Genomic DNA, 19,890 nt, shown 5'->3' on the forward strand with positions numbered 1-19,890 from the left:
CCCTTGTAGGAGCGGCCTTGTGTCGCGAAAGGGCCGCAGAGCGGCCCCGGCAATTTGTGCAGCGGAGCTGAAATCTTGGGGGGCGCTGCGCACCCCTTTCGCGACACAAGGCCGCTCCTACAAAGGATCGCGATCGCCAGTCACCGGCCCCGATACGCTATCATTCGGGCATTTTTCAGGGGGAACACACGGATGCTCAACGGCCTTTGGCTTGGCTTTTTCCTGGTGGCGGCAGTGTCCGCCCTGGCCCAATGGCTAATAGGCGGCAACGCCGGCATCTTCGCGGCGATGGTCGAGAGCATATTCGCCATGGCCAAGTTGTCGGTCGAGGTGATGGTGCTGTTGTTCGGCACGCTGACCCTGTGGCTGGGCTTTCTCAAGATCGCCGAGAAGGCTGGCATCGTCGAGTGGCTGGCCAAGGTGCTCGGCCCGCTGTTTGCCCGGCTGATGCCGGAAGTTCCGCCCGGCCACCCAGCCCTGGGCCTGATCACCATGAACTTCGCCGCCAACGGCCTGGGCCTGGACAACGCCGCCACGCCGATCGGCCTGAAGGCCATGCGCGCACTGCAGGAGCTGAACCCCAGTAGCACCACGGCGAGCAACGCGCAGATCCTGTTCCTGGTGCTCAACGCATCGTCGTTGACCCTGCTGCCTGTGACCATCTTCATGTATCGGGCCCAGCAAGGTGCGGCGGACCCGACCATGGTGTTCCTGCCAATCCTGCTGGCCACCAGCGTCTCCACCTTGGTCGGCCTGCTGTCGGTGGCAGTGATGCAGCGCCTGCGCCTGTGGGACCCGGTAGTGCTTGCCTACCTGATTCCCGGTGCCTTGCTGCTGGGCGGCTTCATGGCCTTTCTCGGCACCCTTTCGGCGGCCGCGCTGGCCAGCCTGTCGTCGATCCTGGGCAACCTCACGTTGTTTGGCGTGATCACCCTGTTCCTGGTGATCGGCGCCTTGAAGCGGGTCAAGGTGTATGAAGCCTTTGTCGAAGGCGCCAAGGAAGGTTTCGATGTGGCCAAGGGCCTGTTGCCTTACCTGGTGGCGATGCTGGTGGCGGTGGGTGTATTGCGGGCCTCAGGCGCCCTGGAGCTGGCCTTGGACGGTATTCGTCATGCGGTGACTGGGCTGGGCCTGGACACCCGCTTCGTCGAGGGCTTGCCCACGGCGCTGGTCAAACCGTTCTCCGGCAGTGCGGCGCGGGCGATGCTGATCGAGACCATGCAGACCCACGGTGTGGACAGCTTCCCGGCGCTGGTGGCGGCGACGATTCAGGGGAGTACCGAAACCACCTTCTACGTGCTGGCGGTTTACTTTGGTGCGGTGGGTATCCAGCGCGTGCGCCATGCCGTCGGCTGCGCCTTGCTGGCGGAGTTTTCCGGTGTGATCGCGGCGATATTCGTCTGCTATTGGTTCTTCGCCTGACCTTTTTGGGGCCGCTTTGCGGCCCATCGCCGGCAAGCCAGCTCCCACCTTGACCTCACAGACTTCAAGGCATGCGAAGTACCTGTGGGAGCTGGCTTGCCGGCGATGAGGCCCTGACAGGAGATAGAGCCGGGCCTGACTCAACGGACTGATGGTGGTTGTGTACTACCCGCCTGTGCAATGGTCCAACTCACCACCTGCCCGGTCAGCTGGTCGCAGGCTTTCCCGAAGCCGGCAACCACCGCTGACACCTGCTTGTCGGCCAGCGGCTGGCGGATTTCGAAGCGTTTGCTGGCCAGAATGCGCTGGTTGCGGCCTTGGACCAGGCGTGCGTCATAGCGGATCACCACCTCCACCGCCCCGCCCGCGCGGTATTCGGTCTGGAACGCCTGAAGCTCGCCAGCCAACTCGTAGTCGGCCTGCAGGTTGCTGTCGTCGGCGCTAAGGCGTTCTACCTGGCCGTCACGCTGGAAACCGTCTAGCAGCCGGTTGCGCAGCAGCACCGGCACTGCGTCGCTCCAGCGCGCGCCCTTGTAGCTGCTGACCACATCGCCCTGGGGAATCACTGCAATCCGTGGCCCGGCCAGCACTTCGCTGGCCAGCGGCTTGTTCAGGCGCAATGACCAGTCCAGCGCCGGCGCCGTCCGGCCGGGCTGGTTCACCGGCAGACGGTACAGGTCGACGGGCTCGCTCTGCGGCAGGATCGAGCAGGCACTGGCCAGGCTCAGTGCGGCCGCCAGGGCCAGCAGGCGCAGCGACGGTTTCATGGTTGGAACTCCTTGTTGTTGTCGCGGCCGAGCAGGTAGCCGCTAGGGTCGGCCTCCAGTTGCCGGGAAATGCCTTTGAGTGCGTTTAGGGTTTCGCGTAGCTCGCGAATCGCCGGGGTCAGCTGGTTCAGGCCCTGGGCACCGTCGCCGATGGCTTCGCGGTTGTCCTCGAGCAGGCGGTTGATGGTGGCGGTGCTCTCGGCCAGTGACTGCATGGCCTGCTCGGCGCTGCCGATTGCCTGCTTGCCTTCGCTGCCCAGCAGGCCGTTGGCATTGCGCATCAGTGCCTGGGTTTCGGCCAGGGTGGCGCTGGCCTGCTTGCCCACCTGCACCAGTTGCTCGATGGCCTGGGTGATGCTGCCGTGCTGGCCAGCGAAGGCGCCGGTGGTCTTGTCGAGGTTGGACAGGGTGTTGCTGAGGTGGCCGATGTTGTCCTCGGAAAACATCTGGTTGGCGTTATGCAGCAGCAGGTTGATGTTGGTCACCAGGTCGCTGCTGTCATTGAGCAGGCGCGAGATTGGCGAGGGCGATGCGATGATCACCGGCAGCTTGCCGTCCTTGCCTTTCAACTCGGGGCTTTGCGGGGTGCCCCCGCTGAGCTGGATGAACGAGTTGCCGGTCACGCCGGCCAGGGTCAGCTTGGCCTGGGTGTCTTCCTTCACCGGGGTGTCGGCGCTCAGGCGCACCCGTGCCAGTACCCGGCGCGGGTCTTTCGGGTCCAGGCGCAGGGTGGACACATCGCCTACCTTGATGCCGTTGTACTGCACCGGGCTGCCGCGGGACAGGCCGGAGACGGCTTCGTTGAACACCACTTCGTAGTCCTTGAAGGCGTCGTCGACACTCGACTTGGCCAGCCACATGCCGAACAGCATGGCGCCGGCCACCACCAGGACGGTGACCAGGCCGATAAGAACGTGATGGGCTCGGGTTTCCATTGCTCAGCGCTCCTGCCCGGCACGGGTGGCGGCCTGCTCGGCTGCGCGCCCGCGTGGGCCATGAAAGTATTCTTGAATCCAGGCGTCGTCGGTCTGCTCGACCTCAGCCAGCGGGCCGGCCACCAGGACCTTCTTCTGCGACAGCACGGCGATGCGGTCGGTGATGGTGTACAAGGTGTCGAGGTCGTGGGTGATGAGGAATACCGACAGGCCCAGGGCGTCACGCAGGGTCAGGATCAACTGGTCGAAGGCGGCGGCGCCGATCGGGTCCAGGCCGGCGGTGGGTTCGTCGAGAAACAGGATGTCCGGGTCCAGTGCCAGTGCCCGGGCCAGCGCGGCGCGCTTGATCATGCCCCCGGACAGCGAGGCCGGGTATTTGTCGGCGGCCGAGATTGGCAGCCCGGCCAGGGCCAGTTTCACTCCGGCCAGGTGCTCGGCATCGGCGCGGGACAGCCCGGCGTGCTCGATCAGCGGCAATGCCACGTTTTCGGTGACGGTCAGCGAAGAGAACAGCGCGCCCTTCTGAAACAGCACGCCGAAGCGCCGTTCGACCAGTGAGCGCTGCTCTTCGCGCAGGCCGGCCAAGTCCTGGCCGAACACCTTGATCTGCCCTTCGTCGGGCCGCCGCAGGCCAATGATGCTGCGTAGCAGCACCGACTTGCCGCTGCCCGAACCGCCGACCACGGCGAGTATCTCGCCGCGATACAGGTCGAGGTCGAGGTTTTCGTGCACGCTTTGACGGCCGAAGCGGTTACAGATGCCGCGGGCCTCGATCACACGTTCCTGGCCATTCACCAGCCCATCTCCATGAAGAACAGCGCAGCCACCGCATCCAGCACGATGACCACGAATATCGACTGCACGACCGCCGAGGTGGTGTGTGCGCCCACCGATTCGGCGCTGCCGCTGACCTTGAAGCCTTCCAGGCAGCCGATCGCGGCGATCAGGAAGGCGAAGAACGGTGCCTTTGCCAGGCCGACCAGGAAGTGCTGCACGCCGATGTCGCTTTGCAGCAGCGACAGGAACATGGCTGGCGAGATGTCCAGTGACAGCGCGCACACCACCGCGCCGCCGACGATGCCGCAGATCATCGCGATGAAGGTCAGCAAGGGCAGCGAAATCAACAGCGCCAGTACGCGCGGCACCACCAGCATCTCCATAGGGTTCAGGCCCAGGGTGCGGATGGCGTCGATTTCCTCGTTGGCCTTCATCGAGCCGATCTGCGCGGTGAACGCGCTGGCGGTGCGGCCGGCCATGAGGATGGCGGTCAGCAGCACGGCGAACTCTCGCAGGAACGAGAATGCCACCAGGTCGACGGTGAAGATGGTTGCGCCGAAATCGGCCAGCACCGTGGCGCCGAGGAAGGCCACCACCGCGCCCACCAGGAAGGTCAGCAGGGCGACGATGGGCGCGGCGTCCAGACCGGTCTGTTCGATGTGCGCCACGACCGGGGTAAAGCGCCAGCGATGGGGTTGCAGGGCACGGCGCAGCAGGGTTTCGAGGATCAGGCCAACGAAGCCGAGCACCTGCAGGGTGTCTTGCCACAAGGTGCCAACGGCACTGCCGATGCGCTCTAGAAGCAACAGCAGCACGTTACGCTCGGGTTCCTTGACCGGAATGCAGTAGTCCTGCACCGAGCAGTAGACATTCTTGAGCAGGGCGCGGCTGGCTTCGGGCAGGCCATGGGTGCAGCGGGACAGGCGTTCGGAGCCGAGCAGTTCGGCCAGCAGCGAGGCACCGGCGGTATCCAGGCGTCCCAGTTGGCTAAGGTCGGCGACGGTATCGGCAGCATATTGCGCCCGCAGGCGCTCGCTCTCACGCTTGAGGCTGGCATAGTGCGCCAGGGTCCAGTCACCGGTAATGCGCAGGCAGGCCGGTTGGCTACTGGTGTCCAGGGTGGCGCTGGGGGTGGTCATCGGCTCCATGCTACTGACTCGGCGCTAAGGCTTAGGGCCTGATCATAGCGCAGCGGGCATGGGCTGTTTGGTGATTATGTGCTGTCTTCACGGACCTTGGGGGCTGCTTTGCAGCCCATCGCCGGCAAGCCAGCTCCCACATGGAGCGGGTTATCGCTGGCCCGGTGGGAGCTGGCTTGCCGGCGATGGGCCGCAAAGGGGCCCCTTACACTCACCCTGCGGGCGCGTCATCGACCACCTTGAAGCGCAGCACACCGATGACCTGCCCATCCTCTGTCAGTACCCTCACCTGCCACTTGCCCACCGGGTTCGGCGGGAAGTTCTGCTTGTGGGTCCAGGCCCGGTAGCCTTCCTTGCGCCCGCCATGGATGTCCAGGGCAATGCGATCAACTTCCTGGCCGTCCTTTTGCCACACGTGATAGATCCGCTCGTTCAGGCCGCGTGGCGCGTTGATCGCGGTGTAGGCGTACAGGCCGCTGCTACGGATGCGGCTGGCGGCAATTTCGTGCAGCGAATCGCCCGGCTGGCGGTTCAGCACTTCGGTACTGACCGCCACTTCGGTCATCCACAAGGTTGCTGGTGGCACCCAGGAGCGCAGAAGCCAGCCCCCGCCGCCAACCGACAGGGTGACCAGCACCAGGGCCACGGCACGGCGCCAGTTGTTGATCGGGAAGCTGCTGGCAAGGCTGGGAAACGACAGGGCCATGGCTGCGATCAGGGCCAGCTTGAAGCTTTGCGCGGTGGTCAGGTGCAGGATGATCGGCAGCGCGGTCAGCAGGGCGGCGAACAGGGTCAGGGTATGCAGCGCCAGGAACAGCCAGCGCCTCGGTGCCAGCCACTTGTAGTACAGCGGATCGATGATCGAAATCAGCCCGGCGGCACCAAGCAGGCCGGTGAACACCAACTGGCCGCTGTTCCAGGTGGTGGTGATGAAGAAGAACGGCAGTACGAAGAACAGCGATTCCTGGTGGATCATCTGTGTCGCATAGCGCAGCAATGGCTGCGGTATTTCGCGGTTGAAGGTGCGCGCGAACAGGCCGGTGAGGGTGTTTTCCAGCATCAGCCAGAGCCAGCTGACCAGCATGAGCACAGCTACCCAGCTGGCAAGGCCAGCCTGACGGTCGACCAGGATGAAACTGCCGATGCCGGAGAGGAAACCGCCGAGCGCGATGATGCCGGGGTAGCGTTTGAGCAGTTCGATGATGCGCTGGACGATGTGGGGGATTTGGGGCATTGGGGGCTACAACAGAATGGGTGAGGTGACTGTGCTGGCCTCTTCGCGGGCGCGCCCGCTCCCACAGGGTCCGGGTTGTCACTGACCTTGTGGGAGCGGGCGTGCCCGCGAAGAGGCCGGTACTGGCAAAAGGATACCGTCGTTTCACTGCTCGCGTGTAGCACCGCTCGGTTTTTCCGGACCGTGCCGACGCCAGCGCAACAGCCCCGCTGCCAGAATCAGCCCCGATAGCAAGGCAACCAGCCCATAGAGTTCATCATAGCCAAGCAACGGCTTTTCGATACGCACATAGCCATCTTCCTTGAGCAGTTCCTTCAGCGCCTCGTTGGCCTGCGCCAGGCTGACCTGCCGCAGCTTGCGCACCGGGTTGGCGAAGCGTCCGTCGCTATAGTCGTTCAGCGCGCCCCAGTAGTAGTCGGCCAAGGCACTGTTGCCCTGGGTGCTCCAGCTTTCCTTGGCGACGCTGGCGTACTTGATGCGCTCGAAGGTGTCCGGGTCGAGGCCTTCCTTGCGCAGGTGATCGAACAATTTCTGCATCACCTCGACCGCCTGGTCGATGTCCTCGCGCTCCAGGTCGGCATTGAGGCTTAGTAGGCCGGTGTCGCCGAAGCTCTCGCGTTGTGCCGAAGGGCCGTAGGACAACCCGTTGCGCAAGCGCAGCTGGTCATACAGCGCCCAATCCAGGTAGTGCGACAGCAGGTCGAGGGTGGCCTGATGGTCGTTGTCCAGCACCGGCTCGACGAACAGCCAGTGCAGCTTGACGCTGTCGCCCAGCCAGCCGCGGGTCAGGTCGCGGCGCTGTTGAGCTTGCTGGCCGATGCTTTCCAGGGTGCGGCGCTCCTCCGGCTCGGTGGCGGGCAATTCGCCAAAGGTGCGCTCCAGGTAGGCCGGCAGCAGGCGGTCGAGGCCGCCGACCACGATCAGGGTCATGTTGTTGGCCGCGTACCAGCGGTCACGCAAGGTGTTCACCTGCTCCAGGGTCATGTCGTCGAGGTTGGAGCGCTCCGGGCATTTCAGGCCCAGCTCGGTGGCCAGCTGGTCACTGGCGGGGTGGCCGATGTCCTGGCGGTCGAGCCAGCGCTGCAGGTGGCCATAGTGGCCGCCATCCTCGCGCTCGATGATGCGCTTGGCGGTGGCCAGGGCCTTGGCATCGATGCGGGTGTCGTGGATCACCGCCAGCAGCAGGTCGAGGATTTTGCGCTGGTTGCGCGCCGGGGCTTCGATGACGAAGGTGGTGTCGGCGCTGCTGGTGTAGGCGTTCCACTCGCCGCCCAGCGATTGCAGGCGCTCTTCCAGGCCGCCCTCGCCAGTTTCGTCGATGCCACTGAACAGCAGGTGCTCGAGCAGGTGCGGCAGCTCTTTCTGCTCGCAATTGAAGTCATCCAGGCCGACGCCGACCACCAGGCGAATCGCCACATGGTCACGTTCATAACCGTTTTTCAGGATGACCTGCAGGCCGTTGGGCAACAGGTAACCTTCAACCCGCGAGCGGTCGAGGGCGAATGAGGGCAGGCTGCAGATCAGCAGGCAAACGAACATCAGGCAACGCATGGGCGAGCTTGGGTCCTCAGGTAGGCGAAATCACGGCAGACGGGCTTCGTCCGGCACGCTGTCGAGCATCAGCCCGCCCGTGTCCGAGCCGCCCAGTACCACATAGGCACTGCTACAGAACAAAGAGTTCAACCGTTTCATGTCGGCGATCAGCTCCAAGTGTAGCGAACTGGTCTCGATACTTTGCACTACCTTGCGCTGCAAGCGGCTGACATGGGCGTGGGCAAGGCGCCGTTCCTGGGCGCGAAAACGGCGTTTTTCCCGCAGCAGCAAGCGGGCGCTTTCCGGGTCGGCACTGAGGAACACCGACAAGCCCAGGCGCAGGTTGGCCAGCAGCTGTTCCTGCAAGCCGGTCAGCTCTTCCAGGCCCACCTGGGAAAACTCCCGGCGCTGGCTGGTTTTCTGCTGTTGGACCTTGCGCAGCATGCGCTCGATCAGGTCGCAGGCCAGCTTGAGGTTGATCGCCAGTTCGATGATTTCCGCCCAGCGGCGGTTGTCCTGTTCGCTGAGGTCTTCACGCGACATCTGCGCCAGGTAGAGCTTGATCGCGCTGTACAAGGCTTCGGCGTCCTCGCCGAGGGCGCGGACCTGCTGCGGCAAGGCGGCCTGGGTACCGCGCAGGGCACCGAGCATGGCTTCGAGCAGGCTGTCGACGATATCGCCCAGGCGCAGGGTTTCGCGGGAGGCGTTGGCCAGGGCCAGGCTGGGTGTTTCCAGCGCCGAGGTGTCGAGATGGCGCGGGCGAATCTGGCCGTTGCCGTTTTCTCGTTCGGGGAGCAGGGTGTTGCACAGCCGGCCCATGGGTTTGACCGTGGGCAGCATGATCAGGCAACGCAGTGTGTTGTAGAGCAGGTGGAAGCCGATGACCAGCTCCTGTGGGCTGAAGCTCAGTGAGTCCATCCAGCTCACCAGCGGGTGCAGCACAGGAATGATCAGCAGCAGGCCGATCAGCTTGTACAGCAGGCTGCCCAGAGCCACTCGGCGCCCGGCGGCGTTTTGCATGCTGGTGCTGAGGAAGGCCAGCAGCCCGCTACCGATGTTGGCGCCCACCACCAGGCCGATGGCCACCGGCAGGCTGATCACTTCGGCACCGGCCAGCGTTGCGGTGAGCAGCACGGCCGCCAGGCTGGAATAGGAAATCATGGCGAACAGAGCGCCGACCAAGGCGTCGAGCATGATGTCACCGGTCAGCGAGGCGAACAGCACCTTCACGCCTTGGGCGTGGGTAATCGGCGTAGCTGCCTGCACGATCAGCTCCAATGCCAGGATGATCAGGCCAAGCCCGATGCCTACCCTGCCCAGCTGGCCGGCCCTCGTCTGTTTGCGTGAGAGGAAGAAGATAACACCCAGGAAGATCAGCAGCGGCGACAGCCAGGACAGGTCCAGGGTCAGCACCCGGGCCATCAGCGCGGTACCCACGTCGGCGCCGAGCATGATTGCCAAGGCCGGGGTCATGGCCATCAGACCTTGGCCGACGAACGAGGTGACCAACATGGCTGTGGCGTTGCTGCTTTGCACCAGGGCTGTGACCAGAATGCCTGCGACGAACGCGAGCGGGCGTTTGCTCATGTTCTGGCTGATGATGCGCCGCAGGCTCGAGCCGAATACCCGGAGTATGCCGGTACGCACGATGTGGGTGCCCCAGACCAGAAGCGTAACGGCCGAGAGCAGGTTGAGCAGGGTCAGCATGGCGACGGCCCCCTGTTGCATCGGCCCAGAGGGCCAAGAGACGAAGCGTGAGCGTTTGAAGAATTTTCAGTGCTCACTCAAAGCTTTAGTTGTTTTGCGGAGCTGTCGCCAGCTTCGCATGGCTGCCATTTATTTGAAACACACTGGAAATGAATGATTGCCTGTGCCGGCCTCTTCGCGGGCACGCCCGCTCCCACAGATACCACACCACCCTCAGGGCCTGTGATATCCCTGTGGGAGCGGGCGTGCCCGCGAAGAGGCCAGTACAGCAAATGGCAGAATTCAGTAATCCGGGCATGAAAAAGGGCCCAGCGAAGGGCCCTTTGTGTCCTGCACTTCCTGATCTTATTGACCCGGAATGTCCTTGCGCAGTTTCACCGGCTCATGCTCTTTGCCGTTCTTGCGGGCCAAGGCAGTGCGCATGCGGATGTTGATGGCTTCCACCGCCAGCGAGAACGCCATGGCGAAGTAGACGTAGCCCTTTGGTACATGCACGTCGAAAGCTTCGGCGATCAGCACGGTACCGACCACGATCAGGAACGATAGTGCGAGCATCTTCAGCGACGGGTGCTTGTCGATGAAGTCGCTGATGGTGCCGGCGCACAGCATCATCACCAGCACGGCGACGATGATCGCGGCGATCATCACCGGTACGTGGGACACCATGCCCACCGCAGTGATCACCGAGTCCAGCGAGAACACGATGTCGATGATGGCGATCTGGATGATGGTGTAGAAGAACTTGCCACCCGCGCCTTTCGGCTCTTCCGGGTTCTCGTCCTCGCCTTCCAGGCCGTGGTAGATCTCTTGCGAGCTTTTCCAAAGCAGGAACAGGCCACCAAAGAACAGGATCAGGTCACGCCCGGAGATGCCCTGGCCCAGGACCACGAACAGGTCGGCGGTAAGGCGCATGACCCAGGTGATCGACAGCAGCAGCATGATACGGGTGACCATGGCCAGGGCCAGGCCGAAGATCCGGGTGCGCGGCTGCATGTGCTTGGGCATGCGGCTGACCAGAATCGAGATCATGATGATGTTGTCGATACCGAGGACGATCTCAAGCGCGGTAAGGGTGAAAAAGGCAACCCAGATTTCCGGGCTGGTCAGCCATTCCATGTGTTTTCCTTCGAACGGTAAAGGCGACGCGCCCGGATCAGGGCGCGTCGCGTTAGGGAAATACGCGTTTATTAAAGACTACTGAACAGCGGGAAAATGCCCATCAGCAGCGCGGCGAGCATTATGCACAGGCACACCAGCACTGCCCACTTCAAGGTGAAGCGCTGATGATCGCCGAACTCGATGCCTGCCAGGGCCACCAGCAGGTAGGTGGAGGGTACCAAGGGGCTGAGCAGGTGTACCGGTTGCCCGACGATCGACGCACGGGCCATTTCCACCGGGCTGATGCCGTAGTGGCTGGCAGCTTCGGCCAGCACCGGCAGCACGCCATAGTAGAACGCGTCGTTGGACATGAAGAAGGTGAACGGCATGCTCACGATCGCGGTGATCACCGCCAGGTATGGGCCCAGCGCCTCGGGGATGACCGACAGCAGGCTCTTGGACATGGCGTCGACCATGCCGGTGCCCGACAGGATGCCGGTGAAGATGCCGGCGGCAAAGATCAGCCCGGTTACCGCCAGCACGCTGCCGGCGTGGGCGGCGATGCGGTCTTTCTGCTGCTGCAGGCACGGGTAGTTGACGATCATGGCGATGCTGAAGGCGATCATGAACAGCACTGGCAGCGGCAGCACGCCGGCAATCAGCGCGACCATCAGGGCAGCGGTCAGGGCGCCGTTGAAGTACAGCAGTTTTGGCCGGCGCGCGTCCGGGTACTGCGAAACAGTGATTTCGCTGTGGTCGATGTCGTCGGTGGGCAGGTGCAACTCGCCCAGACGGGCACGTTCGCGCTTGCCGTACATGTAGGCGATGGCCAGGATTGCCAGCACGCCGAACAGCATGGCCGGGATCATCGGCACGAAGATGTCCGACGGGTCCACGTGCAGGGCGCTGGCGGCACGGGCGGTCGGGCCACCCCAGGGGGTCATGTTCATCACCCCGCCGGCGAGAATGATCAGGCCGGCCATGATCCGCGGGCTCATGCCCAGGCGGCTGTACATCGGCAGCATGGCGGCGCAGCAGATCATGTAGGTGGTGGCGCCGTCACCGTCGAGCGAGACCACCAGGGCCAGTACTGCGGTGCCGACGGAGACTTTCAGCGGGTCACCCTTGACCAGCTTGAGGATCTTGCGCACGGCCGGGTCGAACAGGCCGGAGTCGATCATCAGGGCAAAATAGAGGATGGCGAACATCAGCATCACGCCGGTAGGTGCGAGCTTGCTGATGCCCTCGAGCATCATCGGGCCGATCTTGGCGGAAAAACCGCCGAACAGGGCGAACAGGATCGGTACCAGTATCAGCGCGATCAAGGCCGAAAGGCGCTTGGTCATGATCAGGTACATGAAGGTGATGACCATGGCAAAGCCGAGGAAGGTCAGCATGGCAATACTCCAGGCGTGGCGCGGCGAAAGGAACGTCGATTCGGGCGGATCAGCGCGTTTGGCGCTGTGCAGGGAGCATGCGGAGGGGGGCTACGGAAAGTCGGGCACAGGAATACATCAGAATCACCATTGTTGTTGTTGATTGGGCCGGGCACGGTAGTTACCGGGTGCCCTGGCTGACCGGTCTGGTGCCGGTAGTGGGGGCTATCCTATGAGGGCAAGCTTTCAGCCAGCTTTCGCCGAAGCAAAGGCGACGAGAGGTAGGTGATGCAGGATGTGACCGAGGGTGGCTGCCACTGTGGCGCCTTGCGTTATCGGTTGGAGGGCGACCTGACGGACATTGCCCATTGCCATTGTTCGATCTGCCGGCGGGTCAGTGGCGGGCTGGTGGTGACCTGGCTCACCGTGCCCCGCTCGGGGTTCCAGTGGCTGGCGGGCGAGCCGAACTGCTATGTGGCACCGGCCAGTTGCAGCCGGTACTTCTGTGGGCATTGCGGGGCGCATGTGGCGTTGGTTACTACACATAGCCCGGAGACGGTGGATGTGACGGTGGCGACCTTGGACCACCCGGAACGGGTCAGGGCCAACCGGCATATCTGGGTGGATAGCCGGTTGCCTTGGTTGCATCTGGACGAGGATTTGCCTTCGGAGGCGGAGGAGAACCTGTAAGAGATTGTGTTGGTGCTGCTGGCTCTATCGCCGGCAAGCCAGCTCCCACAGGTACCCCAACACCTTCAGACCTGTGGGGATCTTGTGGGAGCTGGCTTGCCGGTGATAGGGCCGGTACAGCCATACTTACAACTGCAGGCCTCCTGCAGCCTTGTGCAATGCCCGCAGATGCTCGCCCACCTGCTTCACGTTGGCTTCCACCGCCGCAATCTCCCTGGCCCGCGACGGCTCCAGCAGCGCCCTCACCTCTTTGTCCAGGCTCGTGCTCAAGCGCAGCAACTGCGCTTGCCGCTCGCTGCTGACCTGTTCCAGGTGCTTGCGCTCCTGCGGCTGCGGCAGCCCGTAGCCCTTGCTATCGAGCAATTCTGCCGGGCGGCTGAGGAAGCCACTGTTGGCAAGCATCTGCCTGAGGGTCGCATCGGCCTTGCTGACGCTGCCATCCTTCAGCGCGGCGGCGTTCAGGTAACGCTGCTTGACCTCGTCCTGGGCCAGCAGCAGTTGCCGGCGCAAGCTGGCCTGTTCAAGCAGCAGCAAGGCGGCGCTGGTACGCAGGTCGGCCTGGGCGAACCAGGCCCGCCGTTGCTCGGCGTCCAGGGCCAGCCAGTCCTCGACCTTGTCCTGCTTTATTGGCAACTGCTTCTTCAACACCTCGAACATGGCCTGGTAACGGTCACGGTAGGAGTCGAAGCGATAACCCAGGCGCAACGCTTCGCGGGGGTCGTCGAGCACACTGGTGTCGGCAAGTCCCCTGCCCTTGAGCACAGCCAGCAAGCCATTGGGCATGATGCTGTCGAGGTCGTTCAGGCGCGGGTTGGCGGTGCCGCTGCGCAGCAGCTTCAACGACTCTACTGCGCAATTGTTGGACAGGAACCAGTAGTTGCCATCGTAGCTCCAGTGCATTTCGGCGGCCTGACGCACCAGGTTCTCGATCTCGTCGCGGTCGAGCCGCAAGGGCACCGAGGCCAGGCTGCGCAGTTCGGTCTTGGTGTACTCGTCGATCACCTGGCCCAGCGGCAGCACGAACAGGCGCGAGGGGTAGGCACCGACCAGGCCGTCCCAGCTGGAAAGCTGCACATCGTTGACGAAGGCGCGGTACGACAGCACCAGGCTCTGGTCGAGGTCCAGGCGGCAGTCCGGCCCGCGTGGGCGGCCCGGCTTGCAGATCACCAGGCGCAGCATGCTGTGGCCCCAGCGGCTGACCAGGTTCTGGTTGGCTTCGGCCAGCAGGTAGTCCACCTCATAGACCCGCTCGGGGTCGATTTCGCCCAGCGGTTGGCGGGCGAAGTCGCTGCCGGCATTGATGAATGGCAGGCCCTTGGCGCAGCTGTCCTGCTGCGGTGCCCAGCCGAAGTGTTCGCGCAGGTACTGGTTCAGCGCCGGACGGCGGCAGCCGTAGCTCGGGTCGAGTAGGAAGTACTCCATGTTGACCGCGATGTACTCCTTGGGGCTGCTCAGTTCATAGCTGTCGGGGCTGCGCACGAACTGGCCGTTGTGCTGCTCGCGCTCGCCGCGTCGGCCCACGTACTGCTGCCAGCCGGCCAGGTCGAGCAGGCGCGGGTCGTCGCTGAGGGTGAAGCGGCGCTCGGCCTGGCCACGGCATGCTTCGGGCAGGCCGACCTTGCCCAACGTACCTTGCTGGCGCTTGCAACGGGCGATCAGCGCGTTCTCGGCGCTGGGCCACAGCCGGGCACGGTCGTAGATATGGGTGAGTTCGTGCAGCACGGTGGCCAGCAGTTCTTCTCGCACCGTGCCATGCGGGCGGTTGGTGCGTTCGGTGGCCGCACTGCCATCGGTGAGGCTGGGCAGCAGGCGGCGATTGAGTTCGAGGGTAGAGACCAGCGATGCCTGGCCATAGGCGTCGGCAGGCATGTTGTCGCTCCAGCTGACACGCACGCGGCGGTTCAGCTGTTGCTTGAAGCTGGGGGGCAGCTTGCCCATGGCTTCGTCGAGCAGAGCCTGAGTGGCCAGGGCCTGCTGTGAGTCAAGGCCGGACGCCTGCAGCTCGAGCTGCAGGTCGGCCAGGGCGGGCGTGCCGAGCAGCGTCAGGGCGCAGCCGAGCAGCCAGGCGCGCACGCGGTTCACAGCGCGAGGATGGCTTCAGCCAGTACCTGGTCGCTGGCGTCACGCGCTTGCGGCACGCGCTCGCGCAGGGTGTTGAAGGCGGCCTCGAGCTGGGCGCCGCGGATGTCACCGTTGCTGGCGACAAAGCTGGCGGCGTCGTCATGGGCTTCGCGCACCACTTTGGAATCGCGGATCGAGGTGGTGGTGTCAGAGGTGAAATCGATCGAACGGCCAAAGGCCCGCACGATGATATTGCTGGTGGCCACCAGGGTCTGTGCCTGGGCCAGGTCGGCCAGCAGCAGCATGCCGAGGGTAGCGGCAATCAGCGGTTTACGCATGGAGCATCTCCGAAAAATACAGGGAGTCAGATTTAATTATTGGACGAGAATTGCTTGCGCCAGTTCCAGATCGCCGACGGTATGCCGTGCGCAATTGTGGCGTAATGATTCCAGTGCTGCCTCCAGCCGTGCACCGCGGATCTGGCCGTCGCTGGCGACGAAGGCAGCGGCATCGTCCTGGGCCTGGCGGACCAGTTTGCGGTCGAACGGTGCGCTGGTGACCTGGCTGGTGACATAGCCGGTGATGACCAGGCTTTGCGTAGTGGTATCCATGGCATGGGCGCTGGCCATGCCAATAACGGAGAACAGCAACGGCAACAGATAACGCATGGGCTCTACAACAGCTGGAAACGGGGGCGGCAATGGTGAGTACGGCTGTGCTGGTGGTGACCAGCACAGCTGAACGGCTCAGGCGGGGTCAGAGCGCCAGAATGGCCTGGGCCAGTTGCGCGTCGCTGGCCTGCAGGGTTGGCATCTGCGAGCGGATGTGCAGGAAAGCGCTTTCCAGCTTGGCACCGCGAATGTCGCCCTGGCTGCCAACGAAGCTGGCGGCGTCGTCACGGGCGGCCTGGACGATCTTGTCGTCACGGAACGAGGAGGAAATATCGGAAGTGGCATCGGTGGACGCGGCCACTGCGCCAACGACGGCGTCGGTGGTGACAACGAAGCTGGTGGCGTTTGCGGTGCCGGCCAGGCTCAGCATCAGGGCGGCGCCAATCAGGTATTTACGGGACATGATCGTGGACTCCTGGACTAGGGTCGGGTGGTTCTGCTTTATCGGACGCTCGCACAGCTCGTCGCGGTACTTTTCAACAGTGCGTTCTACCAGACTGTTACGCCAAGCGTATCATGCGCCGGTGTTTCTGGATGTTAATGAACAGCGCACCAATAAACTGTTCTGGTCTGTTTTATGATTTTCAAAACTGTACAGGTTCGCTTGTGAAAGGCTCTGGCATGCCGCCTGCAAACAAAAAACCCGTCGCAGTCACCTGCAACGGGTTTCGGGAATTCGCGGTGCCGGCCGAAGCCGGCAAGCCGGAGCTTAGCGCCAGAATGGCTTGCTCAGCTCTTCGTAACGCTGCGACTCGCTGATACCTGCGTCGGCCAGCAGGCGGGCGTCCAGGCGAGCCAGTTGACGGCGGCTGGCCATGCGGCGCTGCCACAGCAGCAAGGTGGACAGAGCGCGCAGCGGCAGCGAAGCGTTGGATTGTTGGGCGTTGCTTTCAAAAACCAGACCGGAACTGAGGGTACGTTCCATGATGTTTCATCCTTCCGCTTATGGCGGGATTAGGTAGTGATTTAACTGATGCCAATGATCCTCCTCTGTCGTCCATAACAGTAGATACAGTTCAGTTGAAAGACGATGGTCCAGTTAACTGTGTAACCCTACTGTTGCACTCGAAACTGGCGTAACTGTACTGGTGCGCACTTATTTGGTGCGTTTTGATTTGATGAAGAGGATTTCTCAGCCGGGAAGGCGCAAAAACACCAGTACAGTAGTACAGATTCTGTTGCAGATTGCGGCGGGAGTGTATCGATGAAAGGGTTTGACTGTTATGGCCCCTTCGCGGGCTTGCCCGCTCCTACAAGGTAAAGTGCTGCCCTTGAGGGTTGCACATGACCTGTGGGAGCGGGCAAGCCCGCGAAGAGGCCGGAACAGCGGAAGCAGGGCCGCCGTTCCATTCCTCATTTGTATCAGCTAGCCAGCATGCGCCCGGTTTCTTCCAGGTTCTCGTGCCAACTCAGGGCTTCACGCAGGATGTGCGGGGTATGGCCGCCACGCTGGCAGGCGCGATCGAAGTAGTCGCTCAGTGCTGCGCGGTAGTCCGGGTGCACACAGTTGTCGATGATCGCCCGGGCGCGCTCGCGTGGCGCCAGGCCGCGCAGGTCGGCCAAGCCTTGCTCGGTGACCAGGATGTCCACATCGTGCTCGGTGTGGTCGACATGGCTGACCATCGGCACCACGCTGGAAATCGCGCCACCCTTGGCAATCGACTTGGTGACGAACACGGCCAGGTGGGCATTACGGGCGAAGTCACCCGAGCCGCCGATGCCGTTCATCATCTTGGTACCGCACACGTGTGTGGAATTGACGTTGCCGTAGATATCGAACTCAAGCGCGGTGTTGATACCGATGATGCCCAGGCGACGGACCACCTCCGGGTGGTTGGAGATTTCTTGCGGGCGCAGTACCAGCTTGTCCTTGTAACGCTCCAGGTTGCCGAACACGTCGGCGTTGCGGCGGGTCGACAAGGTGATCGAGCTGCCCGAGGCGAAGCTCAGCTTGCCGGCGTCGATCAGGTCGAAGGTGGAGTCCTGCAGTACTTCGGAGTACATGGTCAGGTCTTCGAACGGCGACTCGATCAGGCCGCACATCACTGCGTTGGCAATGCTGCCGATACCGGCCTGCAGCGGGCCAAGCTTGTTGGTCATGCGGCCAGCTTCGACTTCTTTCTTGAGGAAGTTGATCAGGTGGTCGGCGATGCCCTGGGTTTCGTCATCCGGCGGCAATACGGTGGACGGCGAGTCCGGCTGGTCGCTGATGACGATGCCGACGATTTTGGCCGGGTCGATCGGGATGGCGGTGCTGCCGATACGGTCGTCGACCTTGACCAGCGGGATTGGCGTGCGGGTCGGGCGGTAGGTCGGGATATAGATGTCGTGCAGGCCTTCGAGGTTGGTGTTGTGCGAGAGGTTGATCTCGACAATCACCTGCTTGGCGAAGATCGCGAAGCTGGCCGAGTTGCCCACCGAGGTGGTTGGCACGATATGGCCTTGCTCGGTGATGGCCACGGCTTCGATGACCGCGATGTCTGGCAGCTTCAGCTGCTGGTTGCGCAGCTGCTCGACGGTTTCCGACAGGTGCTGGTCGATGAACATCACCTGGCCGTCGTTGATGGCCTTGCGCAGGGTGCTGTCGACCTGGAACGGCATGCGGCGAGCCAGCACGCCGGCCTCGGTCAGTTGCTTGTCCAGGTCGTTGCCCAGGCTGGCGCCGGTCATCAGGCTGATTTTCAGTGGCGACTGCTTGGCACGTTCGGCCAGTGCATGTGGTACGGCCTTGGCCTCGCCGGCGCGGGTGAAACCGCTCATGCCGACGGTCATGCCGTCCTCGATCAGACCAGCGGCATCAGCCGCACTCATTACCTTGCTGTGCAGGGAGGACAAGCGGATACGATCACGGTACATGGATTGTTATCTCGGGCTACTGAAACTACTGCAGCGCAGTCTAGAGACTTCGCCCCTTGCCGTCCCACGACCATGGTCGTATGAGAAGCCTTGGAATAGAGCCGTTGATCCGGATCAATAAAAGAAAAGCCCCGGCAGATTCTGACCGGGGCTTCCTTTATATCAGCTGGTTTGCAGCGGCCGTTGTCACTCCACCGCCTTGACCATGTCTTCGATGACCTTCTTGGCGTCGCCGAACACCATCATGGTCTTGTCGAGATAGAACAGTTCGTTGTCCAGGCCGGCATAGCCGCTGGCCATGGAGCGCTTGTTGACGATGATGGTCTTGGCCTTGAACGCTTCGAGGATCGGCATGCCAGCGATCGGCGACTTGGGATCGTTCTTCGCCGCCGGGTTGACCACGTCGTTGGCGCCCAGCACCAGCACCACATCGGCCTGGCCGAACTCGGCGTTGATGTCTTCCATCTCGAACACCTGGTCGTATGGCACTTCGGCCTCGGCCAACAGCACGTTCATGTGCCCGGGCATACGGCCCGCCACCGGGTGGATCGCGTACTTCACGGTCACGCCGTTGTGGCTGAGCTTCTCGGTCAGTTCCTTGAGCGCGTGCTGGGCGCGAGCCACCGCCAGGCCGTAACCCGGGACGATGATCACGCTGTCGGCGTTGCTGAGCAGGAAGGTGGCATCGTCGGCAGAGCCGGACTTCACCGGGCGCTGCTCTTTGGAGCCTTGCGCCGCGCCGGCATCGACATCACCACCGAAGCCACCGAGGATGACGTTGAAGAACGAACGGTTCATCGCCTTGCACATGATGTACGAGAGGATGGCACCGGACGAGCCGACCAGGGAGCCTGCGATGATCAGCATCGAGTTGTTCAGCGAGAAGCCGATACCGGCCGCTGCCCAGCCCGAATAGCTGTTGAGCATCGACACCACCACCGGCATGTCGGCGCCCCCGATCGGAATAATGATCAGCACGCCCATGATGAAGGCCAAGACCAGCATCAGGGTGAAGGCACTGTAGTGGCCAGTGAAGGTGAACAGCAGGCCCAGGGCAATGGTGGTCAGGCCGAGGATCAGGTTCAGCTTGTGCTGGCCGGCGAACTGTACCGGTGCGCCCTGGAACAGGCGGAACTTGTACTTGCCCGACAGCTTGCCGAAGGCGATCACCGAGCCGGAGAAGGTAATGGCACCGATGGCTGCGCCGAGGAACAGCTCCAGGCGGTTGCCGGTGGGGATCGGGTCGCTCATGGCGGCAACGATGCCCATCGATTGCGGTTCCAGTACCGCGGCGATGGCGATGAACACCGCTGCCAGGCCGATCATGCTGTGCATGAAGGCGACCAGTTCCGGCATTTTGGTCATCTCGACGCGCTTGGCCATGATCGAACCGGCGGTGCCGCCGACCAGCAAGCCAACGAGGACGTAGCCGATGCCGGCGGTGGCAAGCTCGGCCCCGAGCTTATAAATGAGGCCGACCGTAGTGACGATGGCGATACCCATGCCGATCATGCCGAACAGGTTGCCGCGGCGCGAGGTGGTCGGGTGCGACAGGCCCTTGAGCGCCTGGATGAAGCACACCGAGGCGACGAGGTAGAGGAGCGTTACCAGATTCATGCTCATG

The 19,890-nt window shown here is 63.1% G+C and carries 18 protein-coding genes; 2 read left to right on the plus strand and 16 right to left on the minus strand.

Features of this window, described 5'->3' with window-relative positions; genetic code table 11:
• Positions 1-192: 192 nt before the first annotated feature.
• A complete protein-coding gene (locus AC2T3R_RS00470) occupies positions 193-1,422 on the plus strand; it encodes a nucleoside recognition domain-containing protein (protein WP_102083820.1) in 1,230 nt (409 codons plus the stop codon).
• A gap of 140 nt (positions 1,423-1,562) precedes the next feature.
• Here AC2T3R_RS00470 and AC2T3R_RS00475 read toward each other — a convergent pair whose 3' ends face one another.
• From AC2T3R_RS00475 to AC2T3R_RS00515, 9 genes are all read right to left on the minus strand, one after another.
• Entirely contained in the window at positions 1,563-2,189 is a 627-nt protein-coding gene (locus AC2T3R_RS00475) for an ABC-type transport auxiliary lipoprotein family protein (RefSeq protein WP_410953079.1), read from the minus strand.
• Positions 2,186-3,124 carry an MlaD family protein gene (locus AC2T3R_RS00480; protein ID WP_003256978.1) on the minus strand — a complete coding sequence of 313 codons (939 nt, stop codon included), beginning with the start codon at positions 3,122-3,124 and terminating at the stop codon, positions 2,186-2,188. Before AC2T3R_RS00480 ends, AC2T3R_RS00475 begins: the two co-directional genes overlap by 4 nt.
• Positions 3,125-3,127: 3 nt before the next feature.
• On the minus strand, positions 3,128-3,919 hold the full coding sequence (locus tag AC2T3R_RS00485; RefSeq protein ID WP_013970333.1) for an ABC transporter ATP-binding protein: 792 nt from the start codon (positions 3,917-3,919) through the stop codon (positions 3,128-3,130).
• Entirely contained in the window at positions 3,916-5,049 is a 1,134-nt protein-coding gene (locus AC2T3R_RS00490; RefSeq protein WP_486744480.1) for an MlaE family lipid ABC transporter permease subunit, read from the minus strand. Before AC2T3R_RS00490 ends, AC2T3R_RS00485 begins: the two co-directional genes overlap by 4 nt.
• A gap of 202 nt (positions 5,050-5,251) precedes the next feature.
• Complete coding sequence (locus AC2T3R_RS00495; protein WP_015268494.1) at positions 5,252-6,274, minus strand: DUF5924 family protein; 1,023 nt, start codon at positions 6,272-6,274, stop codon at positions 5,252-5,254.
• A gap of 144 nt (positions 6,275-6,418) precedes the next feature.
• Positions 6,419-7,825 carry a M16 family metallopeptidase gene (locus AC2T3R_RS00500; RefSeq protein ID WP_486744481.1) on the minus strand — a complete coding sequence of 469 codons (1,407 nt, stop codon included), beginning with the start codon at positions 7,823-7,825 and terminating at the stop codon, positions 6,419-6,421.
• A 30-nt stretch (positions 7,826-7,855) separates the two neighbouring features.
• The gene (locus AC2T3R_RS00505) at positions 7,856-9,514 is read right to left on the minus strand and encodes a Na/Pi cotransporter family protein (protein WP_486744482.1); all 1,659 of its coding nucleotides are present in this window, start codon (positions 9,512-9,514) and stop codon (positions 7,856-7,858) included.
• 345 nt (positions 9,515-9,859) lie between these two features.
• Entirely contained in the window at positions 9,860-10,630 is a 771-nt protein-coding gene (locus tag AC2T3R_RS00510; RefSeq protein WP_025337243.1) for a TerC family protein, read from the minus strand.
• Between the two features lie 71 nt (positions 10,631-10,701).
• Positions 10,702-12,009, minus strand: coding sequence for a CitMHS family transporter (locus AC2T3R_RS00515; protein WP_015268498.1), 1,308 nt, complete (start codon positions 12,007-12,009; stop codon positions 10,702-10,704).
• Positions 12,010-12,276: 267 nt separating this feature from the next.
• Between AC2T3R_RS00515 and AC2T3R_RS00520 the strand changes: the two genes are divergently transcribed.
• Positions 12,277-12,678, plus strand: coding sequence for a GFA family protein (locus tag AC2T3R_RS00520; protein ID WP_085665610.1), 402 nt, complete (start codon positions 12,277-12,279; stop codon positions 12,676-12,678).
• 126 nt (positions 12,679-12,804) lie between these two features.
• On the opposite strand, the gene AC2T3R_RS00525 is transcribed toward AC2T3R_RS00520, so the two are convergent.
• From AC2T3R_RS00525 to AC2T3R_RS00555, 7 genes are all read right to left on the minus strand, one after another.
• Positions 12,805-14,760, minus strand: coding sequence for a DUF7844 domain-containing protein (locus tag AC2T3R_RS00525; protein ID WP_486744483.1), 1,956 nt, complete (start codon positions 14,758-14,760; stop codon positions 12,805-12,807).
• A complete protein-coding gene (locus AC2T3R_RS00530; protein WP_003256970.1) occupies positions 14,757-15,077 on the minus strand; it encodes a DUF2388 domain-containing protein in 321 nt (106 codons plus the stop codon). The genes AC2T3R_RS00525 and AC2T3R_RS00530 overlap by 4 nt, the downstream gene beginning before the upstream one ends.
• 36 nt (positions 15,078-15,113) lie before the next feature.
• Positions 15,114-15,407, minus strand: a complete 294-nt coding sequence (locus AC2T3R_RS00535) for a DUF2388 domain-containing protein (RefSeq protein ID WP_015268502.1) — start codon at positions 15,405-15,407, stop codon at positions 15,114-15,116.
• Positions 15,408-15,495: 88 nt separating this feature from the next.
• A complete protein-coding gene (locus AC2T3R_RS00540) occupies positions 15,496-15,813 on the minus strand; it encodes a DUF2388 domain-containing protein (protein WP_015268503.1) in 318 nt (105 codons plus the stop codon).
• A 306-nt stretch (positions 15,814-16,119) separates the two neighbouring features.
• Positions 16,120-16,335, minus strand: coding sequence for a DUF1127 domain-containing protein (locus AC2T3R_RS00545; RefSeq protein ID WP_003256968.1), 216 nt, complete (start codon positions 16,333-16,335; stop codon positions 16,120-16,122).
• 437 nt (positions 16,336-16,772) lie between these two features.
• Entirely contained in the window at positions 16,773-18,266 is a 1,494-nt protein-coding gene (gene scpC, locus AC2T3R_RS00550; RefSeq protein WP_015268504.1) for a succinyl-CoA:acetate CoA-transferase ScpC, read from the minus strand.
• Between the two features lie 186 nt (positions 18,267-18,452).
• The gene (locus tag AC2T3R_RS00555) at positions 18,453-19,889 is read right to left on the minus strand and encodes an NAD(P)(+) transhydrogenase (Re/Si-specific) subunit beta (RefSeq protein ID WP_486744484.1); all 1,437 of its coding nucleotides are present in this window, start codon (positions 19,887-19,889) and stop codon (positions 18,453-18,455) included.
• Position 19,890 lies beyond the last annotated feature (1 nt).

The organism is Pseudomonas sp. PVC-5-1, assembly GCF_057444345.1.

Bases quoted from the DNA above. Each gene is read 5' to 3' on its own strand.
- AC2T3R_RS00545 (WP_003256968.1), bottom strand. From the start codon at position 16,335: ATGGAACGTACCCTCAGTTCCGGTCTGGTTTTTGAAAGCAACGCCCAA.
- AC2T3R_RS00470 (WP_102083820.1), top strand. From the start codon at position 193: ATGCTCAACGGCCTTTGGCTTGGCTTTTTCCTGGTGGCGGCAGTGTCC.
- AC2T3R_RS00510 (WP_025337243.1), bottom strand. From the start codon at position 10,630: ATGGAATGGCTGACCAGCCCGGAAATCTGGGTTGCCTTTTTCACCCTT.
- AC2T3R_RS00515 (WP_015268498.1), bottom strand. From the start codon at position 12,009: ATGCTGACCTTCCTCGGCTTTGCCATGGTCATCACCTTCATGTACCTG.
- AC2T3R_RS00520 (WP_085665610.1), top strand. From the start codon at position 12,277: ATGCAGGATGTGACCGAGGGTGGCTGCCACTGTGGCGCCTTGCGTTAT.
- AC2T3R_RS00530 (WP_003256970.1), bottom strand. From the start codon at position 15,077: ATGCGTAAACCGCTGATTGCCGCTACCCTCGGCATGCTGCTGCTGGCC.
- AC2T3R_RS00500 (WP_486744481.1), bottom strand. From the start codon at position 7,825: ATGCGTTGCCTGATGTTCGTTTGCCTGCTGATCTGCAGCCTGCCCTCA.
- AC2T3R_RS00490 (WP_486744480.1), bottom strand. From the start codon at position 5,049: ATGGAGCCGATGACCACCCCCAGCGCCACCCTGGACACCAGTAGCCAA.
- AC2T3R_RS00505 (WP_486744482.1), bottom strand. From the start codon at position 9,514: ATGCTGACCCTGCTCAACCTGCTCTCGGCCGTTACGCTTCTGGTCTGG.
- AC2T3R_RS00540 (WP_015268503.1), bottom strand. From the start codon at position 15,813: ATGTCCCGTAAATACCTGATTGGCGCCGCCCTGATGCTGAGCCTGGCC.
- AC2T3R_RS00475 (WP_410953079.1), bottom strand. From the start codon at position 2,189: ATGAAACCGTCGCTGCGCCTGCTGGCCCTGGCGGCCGCACTGAGCCTG.
- AC2T3R_RS00495 (WP_015268494.1), bottom strand. From the start codon at position 6,274: ATGCCCCAAATCCCCCACATCGTCCAGCGCATCATCGAACTGCTCAAA.
- scpC (WP_015268504.1), bottom strand. From the start codon at position 18,266: ATGTACCGTGATCGTATCCGCTTGTCCTCCCTGCACAGCAAGGTAATG.
- AC2T3R_RS00535 (WP_015268502.1), bottom strand. From the start codon at position 15,407: ATGCGTTATCTGTTGCCGTTGCTGTTCTCCGTTATTGGCATGGCCAGC.
- AC2T3R_RS00555 (WP_486744484.1), bottom strand. From the start codon at position 19,889: ATGAGCATGAATCTGGTAACGCTCCTCTACCTCGTCGCCTCGGTGTGC.
- AC2T3R_RS00480 (WP_003256978.1), bottom strand. From the start codon at position 3,124: ATGGAAACCCGAGCCCATCACGTTCTTATCGGCCTGGTCACCGTCCTG.